We start from the raw sequence: 19,415 nt of genomic DNA on the forward strand, positions 1-19,415 counted from the left end.
TGGAGGCGTCATGACAGCCCCGAGCACAGCCCCCGCACCCCCCAGCAGGGGCGGTCGCTGGATCCAGCAGTGGGATCCGGAGGACGAGACCTTCTGGAAGGAGACCGGAGAGAAGGTCGCCAAGCGCAACCTCTTCTTCTCCGTCCTCTCCGAGCACATCGGGTTCTCGATCTGGACCATGTGGTCCGTGCTGGTGCTCTTCATGGGCCCCGAGTACGGGCTCACCCCGGCGGACAAGTTCCTGCTCACCTCGGTGGTGACCCTGGTCGGAGCCGTCGTCCGGGTCCCCTACACCTTCGCCATCGCGATCTTCGGCGGCCGGAACTGGACCATCGTCTCCGCCGCACTCCTGCTCATCCCGACCGTCGCCGCGTTCACGGTGATGGAACCGGGGACCTCGTTCAACACCCTCCTGCTGATCGGCCTGCTGGCGGGTATCGGTGGCGGCAACTTCGCCTCCTCGATGACCAACATCAACGCCTTCTTCCCCCTTCGTAAGAAGGGCTGGGCGCTCGGCCTGAACGCGGGCGGCGGCAACATCGGAGTGCCGGTCATCCAGCTGGTGGCGCTCGCGATCATCGGTGCGAGCGGCGGCCCCCGGGTCCTGCTGGGGATCTACATCCCGCTGATCGTCATCGCCGCAGTCCTCGCCGCGCTCTTCATGGACAACATCGCGTCCGTGAAGAACGACACCGGCGCCGCCAAGGACGCCGTGAGGGACCCGCACACCTGGATCATGTCCTTCCTCTACATCGGCACCTTCGGTTCCTTCATCGGATACAGCTTCGCCTTCGGGCAGGTGCTGACCAACCAGTTCGGCCGGACCCCGCTGGAGGCGGCGTACGTCACCTTCATCGGCCCGCTGCTCGGCTCCCTGATCCGTCCCCTGGGCGGGTGGCTGGCCGACAAGTACGGCGGCGCGAAGATCACGCTGTACAACTACGTCGGCATGGGCGTGGCGACCGCTGTCCTCATCGCCGCCAGCATGGAGAAGTCGCTGGCCCTGTTCACCGTCGCGTTCGTGGTGCTGTTCGTCCTCACCGGCCTCGGCAACGGCTCGACGTTCAAGATGATCCCCGGCATCTTCCAGGCGAAGGCGCTGGCCAAGGGACTCGAGGGTGAAGCGGCCGCCGCCTACGGGCGTCGTCTCTCCGGTGCCTCCATGGGCCTGATCGGCGCGGTCGGCGCACTCGGCGGCGTCGGCATCAACCTCGCCTTCCGGCAGTCCTTCCTCTCCTACGGCTCCGGCACCGGCGCCTTCGTCGCCTTCCTGGCCTTCTACGCCGCCTGCTTCGCGGTCACCTGGGCCGTATACCTTCGCCGCTCGGCGGCCCGCACACAGGCCGCGACGGCCACCTCGGAGGCCAAGCCCGAGCTCAGCTACGCGAAGGTGTGACGTAACACCAGCGACATGAACCCGAACCGAGCCTGTCACGAGCCGTTGACAGGCTCGGTCGGCATGCGGGTGCCATCACCTGGTGGTAGATGCAACGAACTCGAGTGCGGGAACGAGAGTTATGTACGAGGTACAGCAGCGACCTGACCATGGACCCCTCGCCGGGTTCACCGTGGGAGTGACGGCCGCGCGCCGGGCCGACGAGCTGGGCGCGCTTCTGCAGCGGCGCGGAGCCGCCGTTCTGCACGCCCCTGCCCTGCGGATCGTGCCGCTCGCGGACGACAGCGAACTGCTGGCGGCGACCAAGGAGATCATCGACCAGAGCCCGGACATCGTGATCGCCACGACCGCGATCGGCTTCCGGGGCTGGATCGAGGCCGCCGACGGCTGGGGCCTCGGTGAGACCCTGCTCGACGGGCTGGGCGGGGTGGAGATCCTCGCGCGCGGCCCGAAGGTCAAGGGCGCGATCCGTGCGGCCGGCCTCACGGAGGAATGGTCGCCGTCGTCCGAGTCCATGGCCGAGGTGCTCGACCGGCTCCTGGAGGAGGGCGTCGAGGGCCGCCGTATCGCCATTCAGCTGCACGGCGAACCCCTGCCCGGGTTCGTGGAGTCGCTGCGGGCCGGGGGAGCCGAGGTCCTGGGCATCCCCGTCTACCGGTGGATGCCGCCGGAGGACATCGCGCCGGTGGACCGTCTGCTGGACGCGGCGGTCTCGCGCGGCCTGGACGCGCTCACCTTCACCAGCGCCCCGGCCGCCGCCTCCCTGCTGTCCCGCGCCGAGGACCGCCGCCTGCTGCCCGAACTGCTCGCCGCCCTCAACCACGACGTCCTTCCCGCCTGCGTCGGCCCGGTCACCGCGCTGCCGCTGCAGGCCCAGGGCATCGACACGGTCCAGCCGGAGCGCTTCCGGCTCGGCCCCCTCGTCCAGCTCCTGTGCCAGGAACTGCCCGGCCGGGCGCGCTCCCTGCCGATCGCCGGGCACCGGGTGGAGATCCGCGGCCACGCGGTCCTGGTCGACGGCGACCTCAAGCCCGTACCGCCGGCCGGCATGTCCCTGATGCGGGCCCTGTCCCGCCGCCCGGGCTGGGTGGTGGCCCGCTCGGAGCTGCTGCGGGCGCTGCCGGGTGCCGGACGTGACGAGCACGCGGTGGAGACCGCCATGGCCCGGCTGCGTACGGCTCTGGGGGCGCCGAAGCTGATCCAGACCGTGGTGAAGCGCGGCTACCGGCTGGCACTGGACCCGGCGGCGGACACGAAGTACGCCGACGCGTGACCCGGCGCGCGCGGGGTGATCGCCCCGCGCGCTGTCACGGAGGCACGCCCCTCACCGCTTACCGCCGGTACGAGGGGTTCCGGCCGCACGAGCGGGCAGGCACTGTAAGAGGGAACGGTTCCTCACCGGTGTGACTGCTAGGCGGTGACAGGCACATGGCACTGGGTACGGCCACGGCCGCGTACGAGCTGCGGTTCGATGCCGGGCGGATCTGTCTGGATCTCCTCGCGACCACCCACCCCGGCGAACGCCTCGGCTCCGTAGGGGTGCTGCGCGCCTGGATCGCCGGGTCGGGACTCGTCCCGGCGGGCACCGACCTGGCGCACGCCGACGCGTCCTGGCTCGTCGTCTTCCGCGAACTGCGCGACCGTATAGGGCAGTTGGTGCCCGGAGGGCTCGCCCCCGAGGGACGTCCGTACGAGCTCGCGCTCACCCACGTCAACGAGATCGCCCGCGCGGCTCCTCCCGCCCCGCGTGCCGTGACCTGCGAAGACGGCACCCTCGTCCGGGAGTTGGACGGGCCTCCGGAGTGCGCGGCGCTGCTCGGCGCGGTCGCGCGGGACGTCGTGGAACTGCTCACGGATCCGGTCGCGCGGGCGGGGCTGCGGCAGTGCGAAGGGGACAACTGCCCGATCGTCTATCTCGACACATCGCGGGGGCGCAGGAGGCGTTGGTGCTCCAGTGAGGTGTGCGGGAACCGCGAAAGGGTGGCCCGGCACCGGCGTCGGGCGGCACTTCCGCGCACCTGAGTGCCCGTTATGTTGCTTCTGTGGAGCGACTGTTGAAGTGATTTCGATTACATGCCGTTTACCTTCGGCGGCCCGAGGGCAGCAAACGTGATCTTGCCAATGTGGCGGAAATGTAAAGATCGCGCGGTGGGTATGTGCGCCCATGTCCGGCCTCGTCACGTCACTCACAAGAAAACTGTCGTCCCTCTTTGAACATCCAACTCTCCGCGTCCGTACCCGTGGACGAGCGACCGACTGGGGGAACCCCCGGACATCGGAGGTGGGCGTGCGCAAGGATTCTGTCGTGGCCAATGAACGTGGATCGAGGGCCCGACATCGCATGTCCCAGCCCTCGGAACCTGATGAGGAGCTCATGCGTGCGCTCTACAGAGAACACGCCGGACCCCTGCTCGCCTATGTGCTCCGCCTTGTCGCGGGAGACCGGCAACGTGCCGAGGACGTCGTGCAGGAGACGCTCATCCGTGCCTGGAAGAACGCCGGCCAGCTCAATCGAGCGACCGGATCGGTACGCCCCTGGCTGGTGACGGTCGCCCGGCGCATCGTCATCGACGGCCACCGCAGCCGGCAGGCCCGGCCGCAGGAGGTCGATCCGTCGCCGCTGGAGGTCATCCCCGCGGAGGACGAGATCGACAAGGCGCTGTGGCTGATGACGTTGTCCGACGCGCTCGACGACCTGACCCCGGCTCACCGGGAGGTGCTCGTCGAGACGTACTTCAAGGGGCGTACCGTCAACGAGGCGGCCGAGACCCTTGGCATACCCAGTGGCACCGTGCGCTCGAGAGTTTTCTACGCACTGCGGTCGATGAAGCTGGCACTGGAGGAGCGGGGGGTGACGGCGTGATGAGTGTGTACGGGGGAAACCAGGGATTCGGTACGGGTGGTGCGGGTATGTCTGGCCCCATGATGGGATCTCCGGGTCCGAACGAGCACGAGACCGTCGGCGCCTACGCCCTCGGCATCCTCGACGACGCCGAAGCAACCGCTTTCGAGGCCCATCTCGCCACCTGCGAATGGTGCGCCCAGCAGCTCGACGAGCTCGCCGGCATGGAGCCGATGCTGGCCGCCCTCGCGGACCTGCCGGGCTCCGGCACGCCGGCCATCGGCGAGTCACTGTCCGCCAAGCCCAGCCCACGAGTGGTGAACAGGCTCGTCGACGAGGTCGCCGAGCGCCGCGCCCGGAAGCGCCGCCGCGGTTTCTACATGGTGGCGGCCGCGGCCGCGCTGATCATCGGCGGCCCGATCGTCGCGATGGGGGCGACCGGCGACGACTCGAGCGGTGGCGGCGTCAAGGACGGCGTGACCCTCTCGGCGACCCCGGCCAAGGACCTGTTCGACACCATCGACGACAAGGTCACGGCGACGGACCCGTCGACCGGCGTGAGCGCCACCGTGGCCCTGGCGAAGAAGGACTGGGGCACCGAGTCGGTCCTGGAGCTCAAGGGCGTCAAGGGCCCCCTGAAGTGCTCCCTGATCTTCATCGGCGAGAACGGCGAGCGGGTGACGGCGGCCAACTGGTCCGTCCCGGCCTGGGGGTACGGCCTTCCGGACGGCAAGACCGAAAAGGCCAAGAACCCGCTCTACGTCGTCGGCGGCGCGTCCTTCACCCCGGACCAGATGAAGGGCTTCGAGGTCATGACCCTCGACGGCGACGTGATCGCCAAGGGCAACGTGTGATCGACTGGGCGCGCACATAGCTTCTCGGGGCCCCCTTCGCGTACGGTTGACGGCTGCCCAGCACGTCAGAAGGGGGCCCGGTGGCCGCTCAGGCTCAGCAGGACTTCGCGGTCGACTCGGTTCAGGATTCCGCGCACGATTCCGTGCGTGACCGAGAGATCAGCGTCGAACAGGAACACCTCGACCGGGTGTACCAGCGCCTCGAGGAGAAGATCCACGAGGCCGAGTTCCTCATGAACGACGCGGCCAAGCGCGGCCAGGTCGGTACCCCCGGCGCGCTCGCCGAGCGCGACGCCCAGGTCTTCCGGGCAGGCATCCACCTGAACCGGTTGAACAACGAGTTCGAGGACTTCCTCTTCGGCCGGATCGACCTGCTCCTCGGCAAGGACGGCAAGAAGGGGCCCGACGGCGCCTACACCGCCGTGGAACCGGCGGAGGGCGTGGTGGGCCCGGACAACACCGCCGACATCGCCGAGACCCTGCACATCGGCCGCATCGGCGTCCTCGACCAGGACTACGCCCCGCTCGTCATCGACTGGCGGGCCCCCGCCGCCGCCCCGTTCTACCGCTCCACCCCGGTCGACCCGGGGCGCGTCGTCCGTCGCCGCGTCATCCGCTCCAAGGGGCGCAGGGTGCTCGGGGTCGAGGACGACCTGATGCGCCCCGAGCTGAAGGCATCCCTCGGCGGCCGGGAACTGGCCGTGATCGGCGACGGCGCCCTGATGGCCGCGCTCGGACAGGCCCGTACCCACACCATGCGGGACATCGTGGCGTCCATCCAGGCCGAGCAGGACATGGTGATCCGCGCCCCCGCCGCCTCCGTGACGTACGTCGAGGGCGGCCCGGGCACCGGCAAGACGGCCGTCGCCCTGCACCGGGCGGCCTACCTGCTGTACCAGGACCGGCGGCGGTACGCGGGCGGCATCCTCATCGTCTCCCCGACCCCGCTGCTCGTGGCCTACACCGAAGGCGTCCTCCCCTCCCTCGGCGAGGAGGGCCAGGTCGCCATCCGGGCGATCGGCTCGCTCGTCGACGGGGCCGAGGCCACGCTGTACGACTCGCCGGCGGTGGCGCGGGCGAAGGGCTCCTACCGCATGCTCAAGGTCCTGCGGAAGGCGGCACGGGGCGCGCTGGAGGCCGGCTCCGGCGCCGCCGCGCGCACCGGTGCCCGAGCCGGACAGCTCACCCTCGACGACACGGACCCGCAGCCGCAGGCTCCCGCCGGCCCGCCCACCCGGCTCCGCGTGGTCGCCTTCGGGCGCCGCCTGGAGCTGGAGGCCGCCGACCTGGAGCGCGTCCGCAACAACGCGCTCAGCGGCACCGCCCCCGTGAACATGCTGCGCCCCAGGGCCCGCAAGCTGCTCCTGGACGCCCTGTGGTCGCGCTCCGGCGCGGCCGGCCGGCACACCGACCCGGAGCTGGCCGCCGAGCTGCGCTCCGGCTTCGACGAGGACGTCAGCTCCGAGGACAGCTTCATCGAGTTCCTCGACGCCTGGTGGCCGGAGCTGACCCCCAAGGCCGTGCTCGACGCCATGACCGACGAGCGGCGCCTGGGCCGCTGGGCCCGGCGGATCCTCAACCCCGGCGAGGTGCGCAGGGTCGCCCGCTCCCTCAGACGCGACGGCCTCTCCGTCCACGACATCGCGATGCTCGACGAACTCCAGTCCATCCTCGGCACCCCGGCCCGCCCCCGCCGCCGGCGCGAGGCCGACCCGCTCGACCAGCTCACCGGCCTGGAGGAGCTGATGCCGGTCCGCGAGGAGACACAGCGCGAGCGGGCCGAGCGGCTCGCCCAGGAGCGCGTCGAGTACGCCCACGTCATCGTCGACGAGGCCCAGGACCTCACGCCGATGCAGTGGCGCATGGTCGGCCGCCGGGGCCGGCACGCCACCTGGACGGTCGTCGGCGACCCGGCCCAGTCCTCCTGGTCCGACCCCGACGAGGCGGCCCAGGCTCGTGACGAGGCCCTCGGCAGCCGCCCGCGCCGCCGCTTCCAGCTGACCGTGAACTACCGCAACCCGGCCGAGATCGCCGAGCTGGCCGCGAAGGTGCTGGCGCTGGCGATGCCGGGTGCCGAGTCCCCGTCGGCGGTGCGCTCCACCGGCGTACAGCCGCGGTTCGCCGTCGTACGCGAATCCCTCGGCCAGGCCGCCCGGGCCGAGGCCGCCCGGCTCCTGGACCTCGTCGACGGCACCATCGGCGTCGTGGTGGCCATGAACCGCCGCGAGGAGGCCCGGCGCTGGCTCGCCGGGCTCGGCGACCGCGTCGTGGCGCTCGGCAGCCTGGAGGCCAAGGGCCTGGAGTACGACGCCACGGTCGTCGTCTCCCCGGCGGAGATCGCGGACGAGTCACCGGCCGGTCTGCGGGTGCTGTACGTGGCGCTGACCCGGGCGACGCAGCAGCTCACGGTGGTGTCGGCGGAGCGGGACGCGCCGGACGCCGACGGGGTTCCGGACCTGCTCAGAGATTGATCCGGAGGAAGTCCCGGTACGGGAATGGCCTTCCGGGATCCTTTTGTTAGCCTGGGTGTGGCACCGGCCCGATCCAAGCCCCCGGGCCCAACCTTCGTCGCTACGAGCGACCACTTGCCGCGAGGCGAGCATGGCGGGTCGGTGCCACTGAACGTCGAAGAGGTCCACGTCGATTGTGACGTGGACCTCTTTCGCTGCCCGTTCGCTGCCCTTCCGCTGCGAACACAACGATCGCAATCCCACCCGGCTACCGCCTACTCGGCGGTAGGTGCGACGATCGGACGGATCCAGCGGCACAGGTGAAAGCAGAGGAAGTCGGCCATGGCAACGGCGCCCAGCGTCTCCTACTCGATGACGGTCCGGCTGGAGGTGCCCGCGAGCGGAACCGCGGTCTCCCTGCTCACCGGAGCCGTCGAGTCCCACGGAGGCTCGGTCACCGGCCTCGACGTCACTGCCTCCGGGCACGAGAAGCTCCGGATCGACGTCACCATCGCGGCCACCTCCACCGCGCACGCCGAGGAGATCGTCGAGCAGCTGCGCGGCATCGAGGGCGTGACACTCGGCAAGGTCTCCGACCGTACGTTCCTCATGCACCTCGGCGGCAAGATCGAGATGCAGTCCAAGCATCCGATCCGCAACCGTGACGACCTCTCGATGATCTACACGCCGGGTGTCGCCCGCGTCTGCATGGCCATCGCCGAGAACCCCGAGGACGCCCGCCGCCTCACCATCAAGCGCAACACCGTTGCGGTCGTGACGGACGGCTCGGCGGTCCTGGGCCTCGGCAACATCGGCCCGATGGCCGCCATGCCGGTCATGGAGGGCAAGGCGGCCCTCTTCAAGCGCTTCGCCGACATCGACGCCTGGCCGCTGTGCCTGGACACCCAGGACACCGACGAGATCGTCGCGATCGTCAAGGCGATCGCCCCGGGCTTCGCCGGCATCAACCTCGAGGACATCTCGGCGCCGCGCTGCTTCGAGATCGAGGCCCGGCTGCGTGAGGCCCTCGACATCCCCGTCTTCCACGACGACCAGCACGGCACGGCGATCGTGGTGCTGGCGGCCCTGACGAACGCACTGCGCGTGACCAGCAAGGCCATCGAGAACATCCGGGTCGTCATGTCCGGCGCCGGCGCGGCCGGTACGGCCATCCTCAAGCTGCTGATCGCCGCGGGCCTCAAGAACGCCGTCGTCGCCGACATCCACGGCGTGGTGCACGCGGGCCGCGAGGACCTCGTCGACGCCGCCCCGGACTCGGCGTTGCGCTGGATCGCCGACAACACCAACCCCGAGGGCCTGACGGGCACGCTGAAGGAAGCCGTGCGCGGCGCGGACGTCTTCATCGGGGTGTCGGCGCCCAACGTGCTCGACGGCACCGACGTGGCCGCCATGGCCGAGGGTGCGATCGTGTTCGCGCTGGCGAACCCCGACCCCGAGGTCGACCCGGCCATCGCCCGCCAGACGGCCGCCGTCGTCGCCACCGGCCGCTCCGACTTCCCGAACCAGATCAACAACGTGCTGGTCTTCCCGGGTGTCTTCCGCGGTCTGCTCGACGCCCAGTCCCGCACGGTGAACACCGACATGATGATCGCGGCGGCGAAGGCCCTCGCGGACGTGGTGACCGAGGACGAGCTGAACCCGAACTACATCGTCCCGAGCGTCTTCAACGACAAGGTCGCGGGCGCGGTCGCCGGGGCGGTGCGCGAGGCCGCGAAGGCGGCGGCCACGGCTTCGTAGCCGCCCGGGAGCTCGCGCGGGCGGGGGGCGGCTGTGAGGATTGCCACGGCAGGCCTGACACCGGCGCGTCGTGGAACCCGGCCCTCCTGGCCGACGTTTATCGTGTCGGCCAGGCTAGCCCTCTTTTCGTGTGACTCCCAAGGGTGTTCTCACGACTCCTAGGGGTGCCGGATTGGCTTTCCCGCCGCAGGTAGGGGCAGGATGCGTCTCTGGGCGCGAGGGTCCGGCGACGGACCCGGGTCCTGGGACTGTCCGAGGGCCCTGGCAGCATCGACTTCGCTGTGCCCAATATGCGGCTCCGCCGCGTGGCACGCCTCAACAGCAAGAAGAACACGGGAGTAACAACATGAACCGCAGTGAGCTGGTGGCCGCGCTGGCCGACCGCGCCGAGGTCACCCGCAAGGACGCCGACGCCGTTCTGGCCGCGTTCGCCGAGACCGTCGGCGAGATCGTCGCCAAGGGCGACGAGAAGGTCACCATCCCCGGCTTCCTGACCTTCGAGCGCACCCACCGTGCCGCTCGCACCGCGCGCAACCCGCAGACCGGCGACCCGATCCAGATCCCGGCCGGCTACAGCGTGAAGGTCTCCGCTGGCAGCAAGCTCAAGGAAGCCGCCAAGGGCAAGTAAGCCTTCGCGTACGCGACGGAACCTGCGTACGAGGCTCAGTAACGCGAATGGGGCGGCCACCTGGTGAGGGTGGCCGCCCCATCGTCGTACCAGCGCGTGTGCGGGCGGGATGAGCGCCGGTCAGCCGAGCGCCTTGCCCGGCAGCCCGCGGACCCCCGGCCGAGGCCGCGGTTGCCCCGGGCCGGAGTGGTGAGGGTGCGGTGTGGTCAGCCGAGCGCCTTGCCCGGCAGTTCCACCTTCGCTCCCAGCGCCACGAGCTTCTCCATGANCAGCCCGCGGACCCCCGGCCGAGGCCGCGGTTGCCCCGGGCCGGAGTGGTGAGGGTGCGGTGTGGTCAGCCGAGCGCCTTGCCCGGCAGTTCCACCTTCGCTCCCAGCGCCACGAGCTTCTCCATGAAGTTCTCGTAGCCCCGGTTGATCAGGTCGATGCCGTGGACGCGGGACGTGCCCTGGGCGGCCAGGGCGGCGATGAGGTAGGAGAAGCCGCCGCGGAGGTCGGGGATGACCAGGTCGGCGCCCTGGAGCCTGGTGGGGCCGGAGACGACCGCCGAGTGGAGGAAGTTGCGCTGGCCGAAGCGGCAGTTGGAGCCGCCCAGGCACTCGCGGTAGAGCTGGATGTGCGCGCCCATCTGGTTCAGCGCGGAGGTGAAGCCGAGGCGGGACTCGTAGACCGTCTCGTGGATGATGGACAGGCCCGTGGCCTGCGTCAGGGCCACCACCAGCGGCTGCTGCCAGTCCGTCTGGAATCCGGGGTGCACGTCCGTTTCGAGGGCGATGGACTTCAACTGGCCGCCCGGGTGCCAGAAGCGGATGCCCTCGTCGTCGATCTGGAAGGCGCCGCCCACCTTCCGGTAGGTGTTCAGGAACGTCATCATCGAGCGCTGCTGGGCGCCGTGGACGTAGATGTTGCCCTCGGTCGCGAGCGCCGCGGACGCCCACGAGGCGGCCTCCAGGCGGTCCGGGAGGGCGCGGTGGTTGTAGCCGCCGAGCTGGTCCACACCGGTGACGCGGATGGTGCGGTCGGTGTCCATCGCGATGATGGCGCCCATTTTCTGCAGGACGCAGATGAGGTCCTCGATCTCCGGCTCCACGGCCGCGTTCGAGAGCTCGGTGACGCCCTCGGCGAGGACCGCGGTGAGCAGTACCTGCTCGGTCGCGCCGACGGACGGGTACGGCAGCGTGATCTTCGTGCCCCGAAGCCGTCGCGGCGCCTCCAGGAACTGCCCGTCCGCCCGCTTCTCGATCGTCGCGCCGAACTGCCGCAGGACCTCGAAGTGGAAGTCGATGGGCCGGCCGCCGATGTCGCAGCCGCCGAGGCCGGGGATGAAGGCGTGCCCCAGGCGGTGCAGCAGCGGACCGCACAGGAGGATCGGGATACGGCTCGAACCCGCGTGGGCATCGATGTCGGCGACGTTCGCGCTCTCCACGTGGGTCGGGTCCATCACCAACTCGCCCGGTTCCTCACCCGGACGGACCGTCACGCCGTGCAGTTGCAGCAGGCCGCGTACGACGCGCACGTCACGGATGTCCGGAACGTTGCGCAGTCGACTCGGCTCGCTGCCCAACAGGGCGGCGACCATGGCCTTCGGTACGAGGTTCTTCGCACCACGGACACGGATCTCGCCCTCCAGCGGGGTTCCGCCGTGGACAAGCAGTACGTCGTCATTGCCGTTGACGGTCATGTATCTCGCGTTCCGATGAGTGGGGCAGGGACCAGAAGGGAAAGGGTAATCGCCGCCTACCCCCCTTCTGTAAGCCCAAGGACCGCCCAGGTCCGTCATAGCTGTGTCACAACACGAACGGTTCCCCGTCGGCCACATGGGGTCACCGGCGCAGGCGTGCGCGTGGGGCGCACCGTTGCGCCCTGAGCTGCATTCACTGTCGTAGGCGCATTGGCTCCCCGCTCGGGGGGAAGATGCGGGATCATGTCTGGCATGACCGAGGTGTCCTCGCTCACAGGGCGGCTGCTCGTGGCAACGCCCGCCCTGGCGGACCCGAACTTCGACCGTGCGGTGGTGCTTCTCCTCGACCACGACGAGGAGGGCTCCCTCGGTGTCGTCCTCAACCGTCCGACCCCGGTGGACGTGGGCGACATCCTGGAGGGGTGGGCGGACCTCGCGGGTGAACCCGGTGTCGTCTTCCAGGGCGGCCCGGTCTCCCTGGACTCGGCTCTCGGGATCGCCGTCATCCCGGGCGGCGCGACCCTGAACGGGACCCCGCTGGGCTGGCGCCGGGTGCACGGCGCGATCGGCCTGGTCGACCTGGAGGCCCCGCCTGAGCTGCTCGCCTCGGCCCTGGGCAGCCTGCGGATCTTCGCCGGTTACGCCGGATGGGGGCCGGGTCAGCTGGAGGACGAGCTGGGGGAGGGCGCCTGGTACGTCGTCGAGTCGGAACCCGGAGACGTGTCCTCGCCGTCCCCGGAAAGACTCTGGCGCGAGGTCCTGCGCCGCCAGCGCAACGAGCTCGCGATGGTGGCCACCTATCCGGACGACCCTTCGCTCAACTGATGGGTGTGAGCTTCAGTACCCTTGGCTGTTATGAGCACTCTTGAGCCTGAGACCCAGCCGCAGCGCGGGACTGGTACGGGGACCCTCGTAGAGCCGACGCCGCAGGTGTCCCACGGCGACGGTGACCACGAGCGCTTCGCCCACTACGTCCAGAAGGACAAGATCATGGCGAGCGCCCTCGACGGCACTCCCGTCGTGGCGCTGTGCGGCAAGGTCTGGGTACCGGGCCGCGACCCGAAGAAGTACCCGGTGTGCCCCATGTGCAAGGAGATCTACGAGTCCATGGGCGCCGGCGGCGACGACAAGGGCAAGGGCGGCGGCGACAAGTAGGAGTCCGGTCCTTCCCGTCTGAGGTTCACGAGGCCCTCGGGGCGCGTTTCGCGCGCCTTGAGGGCCTTTGGCGTCTTTTGGCGTTGCAAGGGGTGCGTCGCCTGGTCACAGAGTGGTTGAGACCTCTTGTCGGCGTGTTCATGTAGTACCTAGCCTCCGTGGTGTTGTGCAGAGCGAAACCGTCATTGCATATGCTGCAACGCTCGGAGGATTACTCCATGAAGCTCGCCCCCCGACTCCCCGCTCTCCTCCTCGCCGCTCTCGTCCTCGCGGCCTGCGCCCCCCAGACGTCCGACAACGCCTCCTCCGACAAGGACGAGGACACGGGCACCCTGCGTGTCTGGCTCTTCCAGGAGGTCGGCAACAAGCCGAAGGAAAAGGCCGTCGACTCCGTCGTCACGGCCTTCGAGAAGGCCCACAAGGGCACCGAGGTCGACGTCGAGTACATCCCCGTCGACACCCGCGCCCAGCGCGTCAAGGCCGCCTTCAACGACCCGAAGTCCGCTCCTGACGTCATGGAGTACGGCAACACCGACACGGCCGGCTACGTGAAGGACGGCGGACTCCTCGACGTCACCAAGGAGTTCGGCGACTGGAGCGAGGCCAAGGACACCGACCCCACCGCGAAGCAGTCGGTCACCGTGGACGGCAAGATCTACGGCGCGCCCTTCTACGTCGGCGTCCGCGCCCTGTACTACCGCACCGACGTCTTCCAGGACCTGGGACTGAAGCTCCCGAAGACCATGGCCGAACTGTCCTCCACGGCCCGCGAGATCCGCGCGGCCAGACCCGAGCTGTACGGCCTCGTCGTCGGCGGCGCCTACATGTACGGTGCGATGCCCTTCGTGTGGGCCAACGGCGGCGAACTCGCCACCGGCAAGGGAGGGTCGTACGCCTCCGCCATCGACAGCGCCGCCGCGCAGAAGGGCATCAAGGCGTACACGTCCCTCTTCGGCGACGACAACTGTCCCGCCGCCAAGTGCGCCGGCATGGGCGGCAACGACACGATCACCGCGTTCGCCGCGGGCAAGGCGGCCATGGCGATCGGCGGCGACTTCAGCCACACCGCGGTCGAGGCCGGGAAGGTGAAGGGCAAGTACGCGGTGGTGCCGCTGCCCGGCGTCACCCCGGGCTCGATCGCCCCGGCGTTCGCCGGCGGCAACAACATCGGCGTACTGAAGAGCACCTCGCACCGCACCCTCGCCGTCGACCTGATGAAACAGCTCGCCTCGAAGAAGACGCAGAGCGAACTCTTCGACGCGATGGGCTTCCTGCCGACCTTCGGGGACGTACGGCAGCAGGTCGCGGCGAAGCAGCCGTTCGTGAAGCCGTTCGTGCAGACCCTCTCCGCCGGCACCAAGTTCGTGCCCGCATCGCCGGCCTGGTCCCGGATCGACTCGTCGCTGGTCCTGCCGACCATGTTCCAGGAGGTCATCAGCGGCAAGAAGGACGTGGCGGCGGCCTCCGAGGACGCGGCGGCGAAGATGAACGACGCGTTCGGCTCCGCCGGGTGACGGCGCCCACTGGCTCGGGGGGCGCGGAGCACTGGCGGATGCGGGCCGTTCGTGGCCGGTCGCGCCCACGCGGCGGTAGCCGCAAATTCAACACAGCCCCGCGCCCCTGGGGGCGTATCACCACCCCTTGGCTGTACCTCGCCCCCGCCCTCGTCGTCCTCGGCGGGTTGCTCGTCTACCCCATCTACCAGCTCGGGTTGATCTCGTTCTTCCACTACACCCAGAGCCAGGTCAGCGGCGGCGAACCGACCACCTTCGAGGGGCTGGGCAACTACGCCGAACTCTTCGGCGACGACGAGTTCTGGCAGGTGCTGCTGGCGACCGTCCTCTTCGCGGCGGCCTGCGTGGTGTCGACGCTGGCGGTCGGCTGCGCGCTCGCCGTCCTCCTCACGCGCGTACGCGCCCTGCCCCGGCTCGTCCTGATGATGGCCGCGCTGGGCGCCTGGGCGACCCCGGCCGTCACCGGCTCCACCGTGTGGCTGCTCCTGTTCGACCCGGACTTCGGGCCCGTGAACCGGGTCCTGGGGCTCGGCGACCACTCGTGGACGTACGGCCGCTACAGCGCCTTCCTCCTCGTCCTGCTCGAAGTGGTGTGGTGCTCCTTCCCGTTCGTGATGGTCACGGTGTACGCCGGCATCCGCGCCGTCCCGGGCGAGGTGCTGGAGGCCGCCGCCCTGGACGGCGCCTCGCAGTGGCGCATCTGGCGGTCCGTCCTCGCCCCGATGCTCCGGCCCATCCTGACCGTCGTCACCATCCAGTCGGTCATCTGGGACTTCAAGGTCTTCACCCAGATCTACGTCATGACCAACGGCGGCGGCATCGCCGGCCAGAACCTCGTCCTGAACGTCTACGCCTACCAACAGGCCTTCGCGTCCTCGCAGTACAGCCTGGGCTCCGCGATCGGCGTGGTGATGCTGCTCATCCTGCTCGCCGTCACGCTCGTGTACCTGCGGCTGCTGCGCCGGCAGGGGGAGGAACTGTGAGTCTTCTTCGTCTTCGGGTGCGGCGCCCGTGGCGGCTGGCCGCCGAGGCGTCGGCGTTGCTGATCGCGGTCGTCGTCGCCTTCCCCCTCTACTGGATGGTGCTCAGCGCCTTCAAACCGGCCGGGGAGATCGAGTCGACCGAGCCCAGGCCCTGGACGCTCGCGCCCTCCCTCGACTCCTTCCGGCGCGTCTTCGAACAGCAGGAATTCGGCCGTTACTTCCTCAACAGTCTGATCGTGGCGTGCAGTGTCGTGATCATCTCGGCGCTGATCGCGTTTCTCGCGGCGACCGCCGTGACGCGATTCCGGTTCCGCTTCCGGACCACCTTGCTGATCATGTTTCTGGTGGCCCAGATGGTGCCCGTGGAGGCCCTGACGATCCCCTTGTTCTTCCTCATGCGGGACTTCGGGCAGCTGAACACGCTGGGTTCGCTGATCCTGCCGCACATCGCCTTCTCGCTGCCCTTCGCGATCTGGATGCTGCGTGGTTTCGTGAAAGCCGTACCGGAGGCGCTGGAGGAGGCCGCGTACATCGACGGGGCGAGCCGCGCGCGGTTTCTGTGGCAGATCCTTTTCCCGCTGGTCTTCCCCGGTCTCGTGGCCACGAGCGTGTTTTCCTTCATCTCCGCCTGGAACGACTTCCTGTTCGCCAAGTCCTTCATCATCAGCGACACCTCGCAGTCGACGCTGCCGATGGCGTTGCTCGTCTTCTACAAGCCGGACGACCCCGACTGGGGTGGTGTGATGGCCGCCTCCACGGTGATGACCATTCCGGTACTGATCTTCTTCGTACTCGTACAGCGACGACTGGTCTCCGGGCTGGGCGGAGCGGTTAAGGACTGACGACATGGGCTTCGAGGATCTGATTCCGGCTCCCGCCAAGGGCTGGTGGGTGCCGCCGACGCAGGGGGCGTTCCCCCTGGACGAGGAGACCGTGCTGCACGCGGAGCCCGGCACCGAGCAGGTCGCGCGCTGGCTGCGCGGCACACTGGGTGCCGCCACCGGCCTGCCGTTCGCCGGGGGCCGGGGCGACAACGGCATCGTGCTGCGCGTGGATGCGCGGATGGCGCCGGAGGCGTACCGCCTCGTCGTCGACGGATACGCGATCCGCATCGACGGCGGAAGCGCGGCCGGCGTCTTCTGGGGCGCGCAGACCTTCCGCCAGCTGATGGGCCCCGACGCCCACCGGCGGGCCCCGGTCGACCCGGCACGCCGGGAGTGGCTCGTGCCGGCGGTGGTGATCGAGGACGCCCCCCGTTTCCGTTGGCGCGGCCTCATGCTCGACGTGGCCCGGCACTTCATGCCCAAGGACGGTGTCCTGCGCTACCTCGATCTGATGGCGGCGCACAAACTCAACGTCTTCCACTTCCACTTGACGGACGACCAGGGATGGCGCGTCGAGATCAAGCGGTACCCGAAGCTGACCGAGACCGGATCCTGGCGGGCGCGCACGAAATTCGGTCACCGGGCCTCACCGCTGTGGGAGGACAAGCCGCACGGTGGCTACTACACCCAGGACGACATCCGGGAGATCGTCGCCTACGCCGCCGAGCGGCATATCCGCGTCGTCCCCGAAATCGACGTACCTGGCCACTCGCAGGCAGCCATCGCCGCGTACCCGGAACTCGGCAACACCGACGTCATCGACACGACCTCCCTCACGGTCTGGGACAGCTGGGGCATCTCCGAGAACGTACTCGCCCCCACTGACAACACCCTGCGCTTCTACGAGGGGGTGTTCGAGGAACTCCTCGAGCTCTTCCCGTCCGAGTTCGTCCACGTCGGCGGCGACGAATGCCTCAAGGACCAGTGGCGGCGCTCACCCGTCGCACAGGCCCGTATCGGGGAACTCGGCCTCGCGGACGAGGACGGGCTGCAGTCCTGGTTCATCGGACACTTCGACACGTGGCTCTCCGCACGCGGGCGCAGGCTCATTGGCTGGGACGAGATCCTGGAGGGCGGACTGGCCGAGGGCGCGGCGGTCTCGTCCTGGCGCGGCTACCAGGGCGGCATCGCGGCGGCCCGCGCGGGCCACGACGTCGTCATGTGCCCCGAGCAGCAGGTGTACCTGGACTACCGGCAGGACGCGGGCCCGGACGAGCCGGTCCCCATCGCCTACGTCCGCACCCTGGAGGACGTCTATCGGTTCGAGCCCGTTCCACCGGAGTTGACGCCCGAGGAGGCCGGACACGTGCTCGGCGCGCAGGCCAACGTGTGGACCGAGGTGATGGAGGACCAGGCGCGCGTGGACTACCAGACGTTCCCCCGCCTCGCGGCCTTCGCCGAGGTGGCCTGGAGCTCCCTGCCCGCCCCGGCGGAACGGGACTTCGCCGACTTCGAGCGTCGGATGGCCGTCCACTACCGGCGCCTGGACGCCCTGGGAGTCGCTTACCGGCCGCCGACGGGGCCCCTGCCGTGGCAGCGGCGTCCCGGGGTGCTCGGCCGGCCCATCGAGGGGCCGCCCCCGAACAGGTAAGGGAGGAAACCCGCAAGAGTCACCGAAGAGTGTCAATCGGCACGCACCGGTGATGTCGTATGAAAACGGACCATCTCCCTGGTGAGGTGGGCGAATGCCTCCTAGCGGACCCCCGCGTTCGGGTCCTGCGAAGATGTGCCAGAGTTGCCACGTCCGCCCTGTCAGCACGTACCGTACGGCAACACAGGTGGGACCAGGTGGGGCAGCGGGAAGGGGCAGCCGGTTTTGACCACGCACGCACCGCAGGCGGCGCAGGCCGTGACGCTGCCCACGACGCTGGACGAGGCCGTGGCGGCCCTGGCCGCCATGCCCGCCGCCGTGCCCGTGGCGGGCGGCACCGATCTGATGGCCGCCGTCAACTCCGGGCAGCTCAGGCCCGCCGCACTGGTGGGCCTCGGCCGGATCAGCGAGATCCGAGGCTGGCAGTACCAGGACGGCCACGCCCTGCTCGGCGCCGGCCTCACGCACGCCCGCATGGGCCGCCCCGACTTCGCCGCCCTGATCCCGGCGCTCGCGGCAGCCGCCCGCGCCGCGGGTCCGCCGCAGATCCGCAACGCGGGCACCCTGGGCGGCAACATCGCCTCGGCGGCCCCCACGGGGGACGCCCTTCCGGTACTGGCCGCCCTGGAGGCGACGCTCATTATTGCGGGCCCGGGCGGAGCCCGCCGTGAGATGCCGGTGTCGCACCTGCTGGCGGGCATGGAGATGCTGCGCGCCGGCGAACTCATCGGCTACGTGCGCGTCCCCCTGCTGCACGCCCCGCAGGTCTTCCTGAAGGCGACCGGCCGCACCGGCCCGGGCCGGGCCCTCGCGTCCGTCGCCCTGGTCCTCGACCCCGCCCGGCGCGGCGTCAGGTGCGCGGTGGGCGCCATAGCGCCGATGCCGCTCAGGCCCCTGGACGCCGAGCAGTGGGTCGCCCGGCTGATCGACTGGGACAACAGCCGCGCGATCGTCCCGGAGGCGCTCAGCGCCTTCGGCGAGTACGTCGCCGCGGCCTGCATCCCCGAACCGGGTCCCGCCGAGGACGGCTCCGCACAACAGCTTCCGCCCGCGGTACAGCACCTGCGGCGCACCGTCGCCGCGCTGGCCCGACGAGCACTGGGGAGGGCACTGTCGTGACCGACGACCAGCACCAGGAGGGCATGCCCCGGGGCGCGGGCCGCTGGGACCCGCTGCCCCAGGGTGAGTACGACGACAGCGCCACCGCCTTCGTGAAACTGCCCGAAGGCGGCGTCGACGCCATGCTGGCCTCCGCCGACCCGCTCGCCGCACCCGGTCACGGCTTCGTGCCGCCGCAGATAACGGTCCAGCCGGCCACCACCGCGGGCACCGACCCGGCGTCGACGGGCTCGTGGGCGATGCCCGCCGAGGGTGTTCGCTGGCCGGACCCGAACGCGGTGCCCCAGGACGCCGGGAACGACCGGTTCACGTACGAGCCGGGCACCACGGGGCAGTGGAACTTCGACGAGACGGCCGCTCCGGCGCCCGGTCACGACGTGACCGGGCAGTGGTCGATCCCCGTCGCCGGTGGGGATATCCCGGACGAATCGGGCGAGTTCACCACGTCGTCCCTGGTCGAGCAGTGGGGCGGCGGTACACCGCCGGCCACCCTGCCGGGCGGCGCGGCCGCGCCCTGGGCGACCGAGGCCGCGGGGCAGCCCTGGGACCAGCAGCCGCCC

16 protein-coding genes and 1 pseudogene are annotated in these 19,415 nt (G+C 70.0%); 16 read left to right on the forward strand and 1 reads right to left on the reverse strand.

Annotated elements, in window-relative coordinates:
* The first annotated feature begins 10 nt into the window (after nt 1–10).
* From ACWBNA_RS44225 to ACWBNA_RS44260, 8 genes are all read left to right on the forward strand, one after another.
* The gene (locus tag ACWBNA_RS44225; RefSeq protein ID WP_482710275.1) at nt 11–1,396 is read left to right on the forward strand and encodes a nitrate/nitrite transporter; all 1,386 of its coding nucleotides are present in this window, start codon (nt 11–13) and stop codon (nt 1,394–1,396) included.
* 121 nt (nt 1,397–1,517) lie between these two features.
* Entirely contained in the window at nt 1,518–2,669 is a 1,152-nt protein-coding gene (locus ACWBNA_RS44230; protein ID WP_482710276.1) for a uroporphyrinogen-III synthase, read from the forward strand.
* Nucleotides 2,670–2,824: 155 nt separating this feature from the next.
* On the forward strand, nt 2,825–3,418 hold the full coding sequence (locus ACWBNA_RS44235) for a CGNR zinc finger domain-containing protein (RefSeq protein ID WP_482710277.1): 594 nt from the start codon (nt 2,825–2,827) through the stop codon (nt 3,416–3,418).
* A 319-nt stretch (nt 3,419–3,737) separates the two neighbouring features.
* On the forward strand, nt 3,738–4,259 hold the full coding sequence (locus ACWBNA_RS44240; protein WP_010039908.1) for a sigma-70 family RNA polymerase sigma factor: 522 nt from the start codon (nt 3,738–3,740) through the stop codon (nt 4,257–4,259).
* Nucleotides 4,259–5,092, forward strand: coding sequence for an anti-sigma factor family protein (locus ACWBNA_RS44245; RefSeq protein WP_482710278.1), 834 nt, complete (start codon nt 4,259–4,261; stop codon nt 5,090–5,092). The genes ACWBNA_RS44240 and ACWBNA_RS44245 overlap by 1 nt, the downstream gene beginning before the upstream one ends.
* Nucleotides 5,093–5,172: 80 nt before the next feature.
* Nucleotides 5,173–7,563 (forward strand): HelD family protein, encoded by a 2,391-nt coding sequence (locus ACWBNA_RS44250; RefSeq protein ID WP_482710279.1) that lies wholly within the window; start codon nt 5,173–5,175, stop codon nt 7,561–7,563.
* Between the two features lie 321 nt (nt 7,564–7,884).
* Complete coding sequence (locus tag ACWBNA_RS44255) at nt 7,885–9,300, forward strand: NAD-dependent malic enzyme (RefSeq protein WP_482710280.1); 1,416 nt, start codon at nt 7,885–7,887, stop codon at nt 9,298–9,300.
* Between the two features lie 346 nt (nt 9,301–9,646).
* A complete protein-coding gene (locus ACWBNA_RS44260) occupies nt 9,647–9,928 on the forward strand; it encodes an HU family DNA-binding protein (RefSeq protein ID WP_007382399.1) in 282 nt (93 codons plus the stop codon).
* 334 nt (nt 9,929–10,262) lie between these two features.
* Here ACWBNA_RS44260 and murA read toward each other — a convergent pair whose 3' ends face one another.
* On the reverse strand, nt 10,263–11,609 hold the full coding sequence (gene murA / locus ACWBNA_RS44265) for a UDP-N-acetylglucosamine 1-carboxyvinyltransferase (RefSeq protein ID WP_053749314.1): 1,347 nt from the start codon (nt 11,607–11,609) through the stop codon (nt 10,263–10,265).
* 252 nt (nt 11,610–11,861) lie between these two features.
* Here murA and ACWBNA_RS44270 point away from each other — a divergent pair, with 252 nt between their 5' ends.
* From ACWBNA_RS44270 to ACWBNA_RS44305, 8 genes and pseudogenes are all read left to right on the forward strand, one after another.
* Complete coding sequence (locus ACWBNA_RS44270) at nt 11,862–12,434, forward strand: YqgE/AlgH family protein (protein ID WP_482710281.1); 573 nt, start codon at nt 11,862–11,864, stop codon at nt 12,432–12,434.
* A gap of 30 nt (nt 12,435–12,464) precedes the next feature.
* On the forward strand, nt 12,465–12,764 hold the full coding sequence (locus ACWBNA_RS44275; RefSeq protein ID WP_482710282.1) for a DUF3039 domain-containing protein: 300 nt from the start codon (nt 12,465–12,467) through the stop codon (nt 12,762–12,764).
* Nucleotides 12,765–12,982: 218 nt separating this feature from the next.
* Nucleotides 12,983–14,278: an extracellular solute-binding protein gene (locus tag ACWBNA_RS44280; RefSeq protein ID WP_482710283.1), complete on the forward strand. Its 1,296-nt coding sequence runs from the start codon at nt 12,983–12,985 to the stop codon at nt 14,276–14,278.
* Between the two features lie 38 nt (nt 14,279–14,316).
* Nucleotides 14,317–15,261 carry a carbohydrate ABC transporter permease gene (locus ACWBNA_RS44285; protein ID WP_482710284.1) on the forward strand — a complete coding sequence of 315 codons (945 nt, stop codon included), beginning with the start codon at nt 14,317–14,319 and terminating at the stop codon, nt 15,259–15,261.
* The gene (locus ACWBNA_RS44290; RefSeq protein ID WP_482710285.1) at nt 15,258–16,103 is read left to right on the forward strand and encodes a carbohydrate ABC transporter permease; all 846 of its coding nucleotides are present in this window, start codon (nt 15,258–15,260) and stop codon (nt 16,101–16,103) included. Before ACWBNA_RS44285 ends, ACWBNA_RS44290 begins: the two co-directional genes overlap by 4 nt.
* A 4-nt stretch (nt 16,104–16,107) precedes the next feature.
* On the forward strand, nt 16,108–17,736 hold the full coding sequence (locus ACWBNA_RS44295) for a beta-N-acetylhexosaminidase (protein ID WP_482710286.1): 1,629 nt from the start codon (nt 16,108–16,110) through the stop codon (nt 17,734–17,736).
* 225 nt (nt 17,737–17,961) lie between these two features.
* Nucleotides 17,962–18,855 carry an FAD binding domain-containing protein gene (locus tag ACWBNA_RS44300; protein ID WP_482710287.1) on the forward strand — a complete coding sequence of 298 codons (894 nt, stop codon included), beginning with the start codon at nt 17,962–17,964 and terminating at the stop codon, nt 18,853–18,855.
* Nucleotides 18,852–19,415 (forward strand): annotated as a pseudogene (locus ACWBNA_RS44305) ((2Fe-2S)-binding protein); the annotation flags it as partial. The gene ACWBNA_RS44300 and the pseudogene ACWBNA_RS44305, both read left to right, overlap by 4 nt.

This window comes from Streptomyces sp. Q2 (assembly GCF_056820935.1).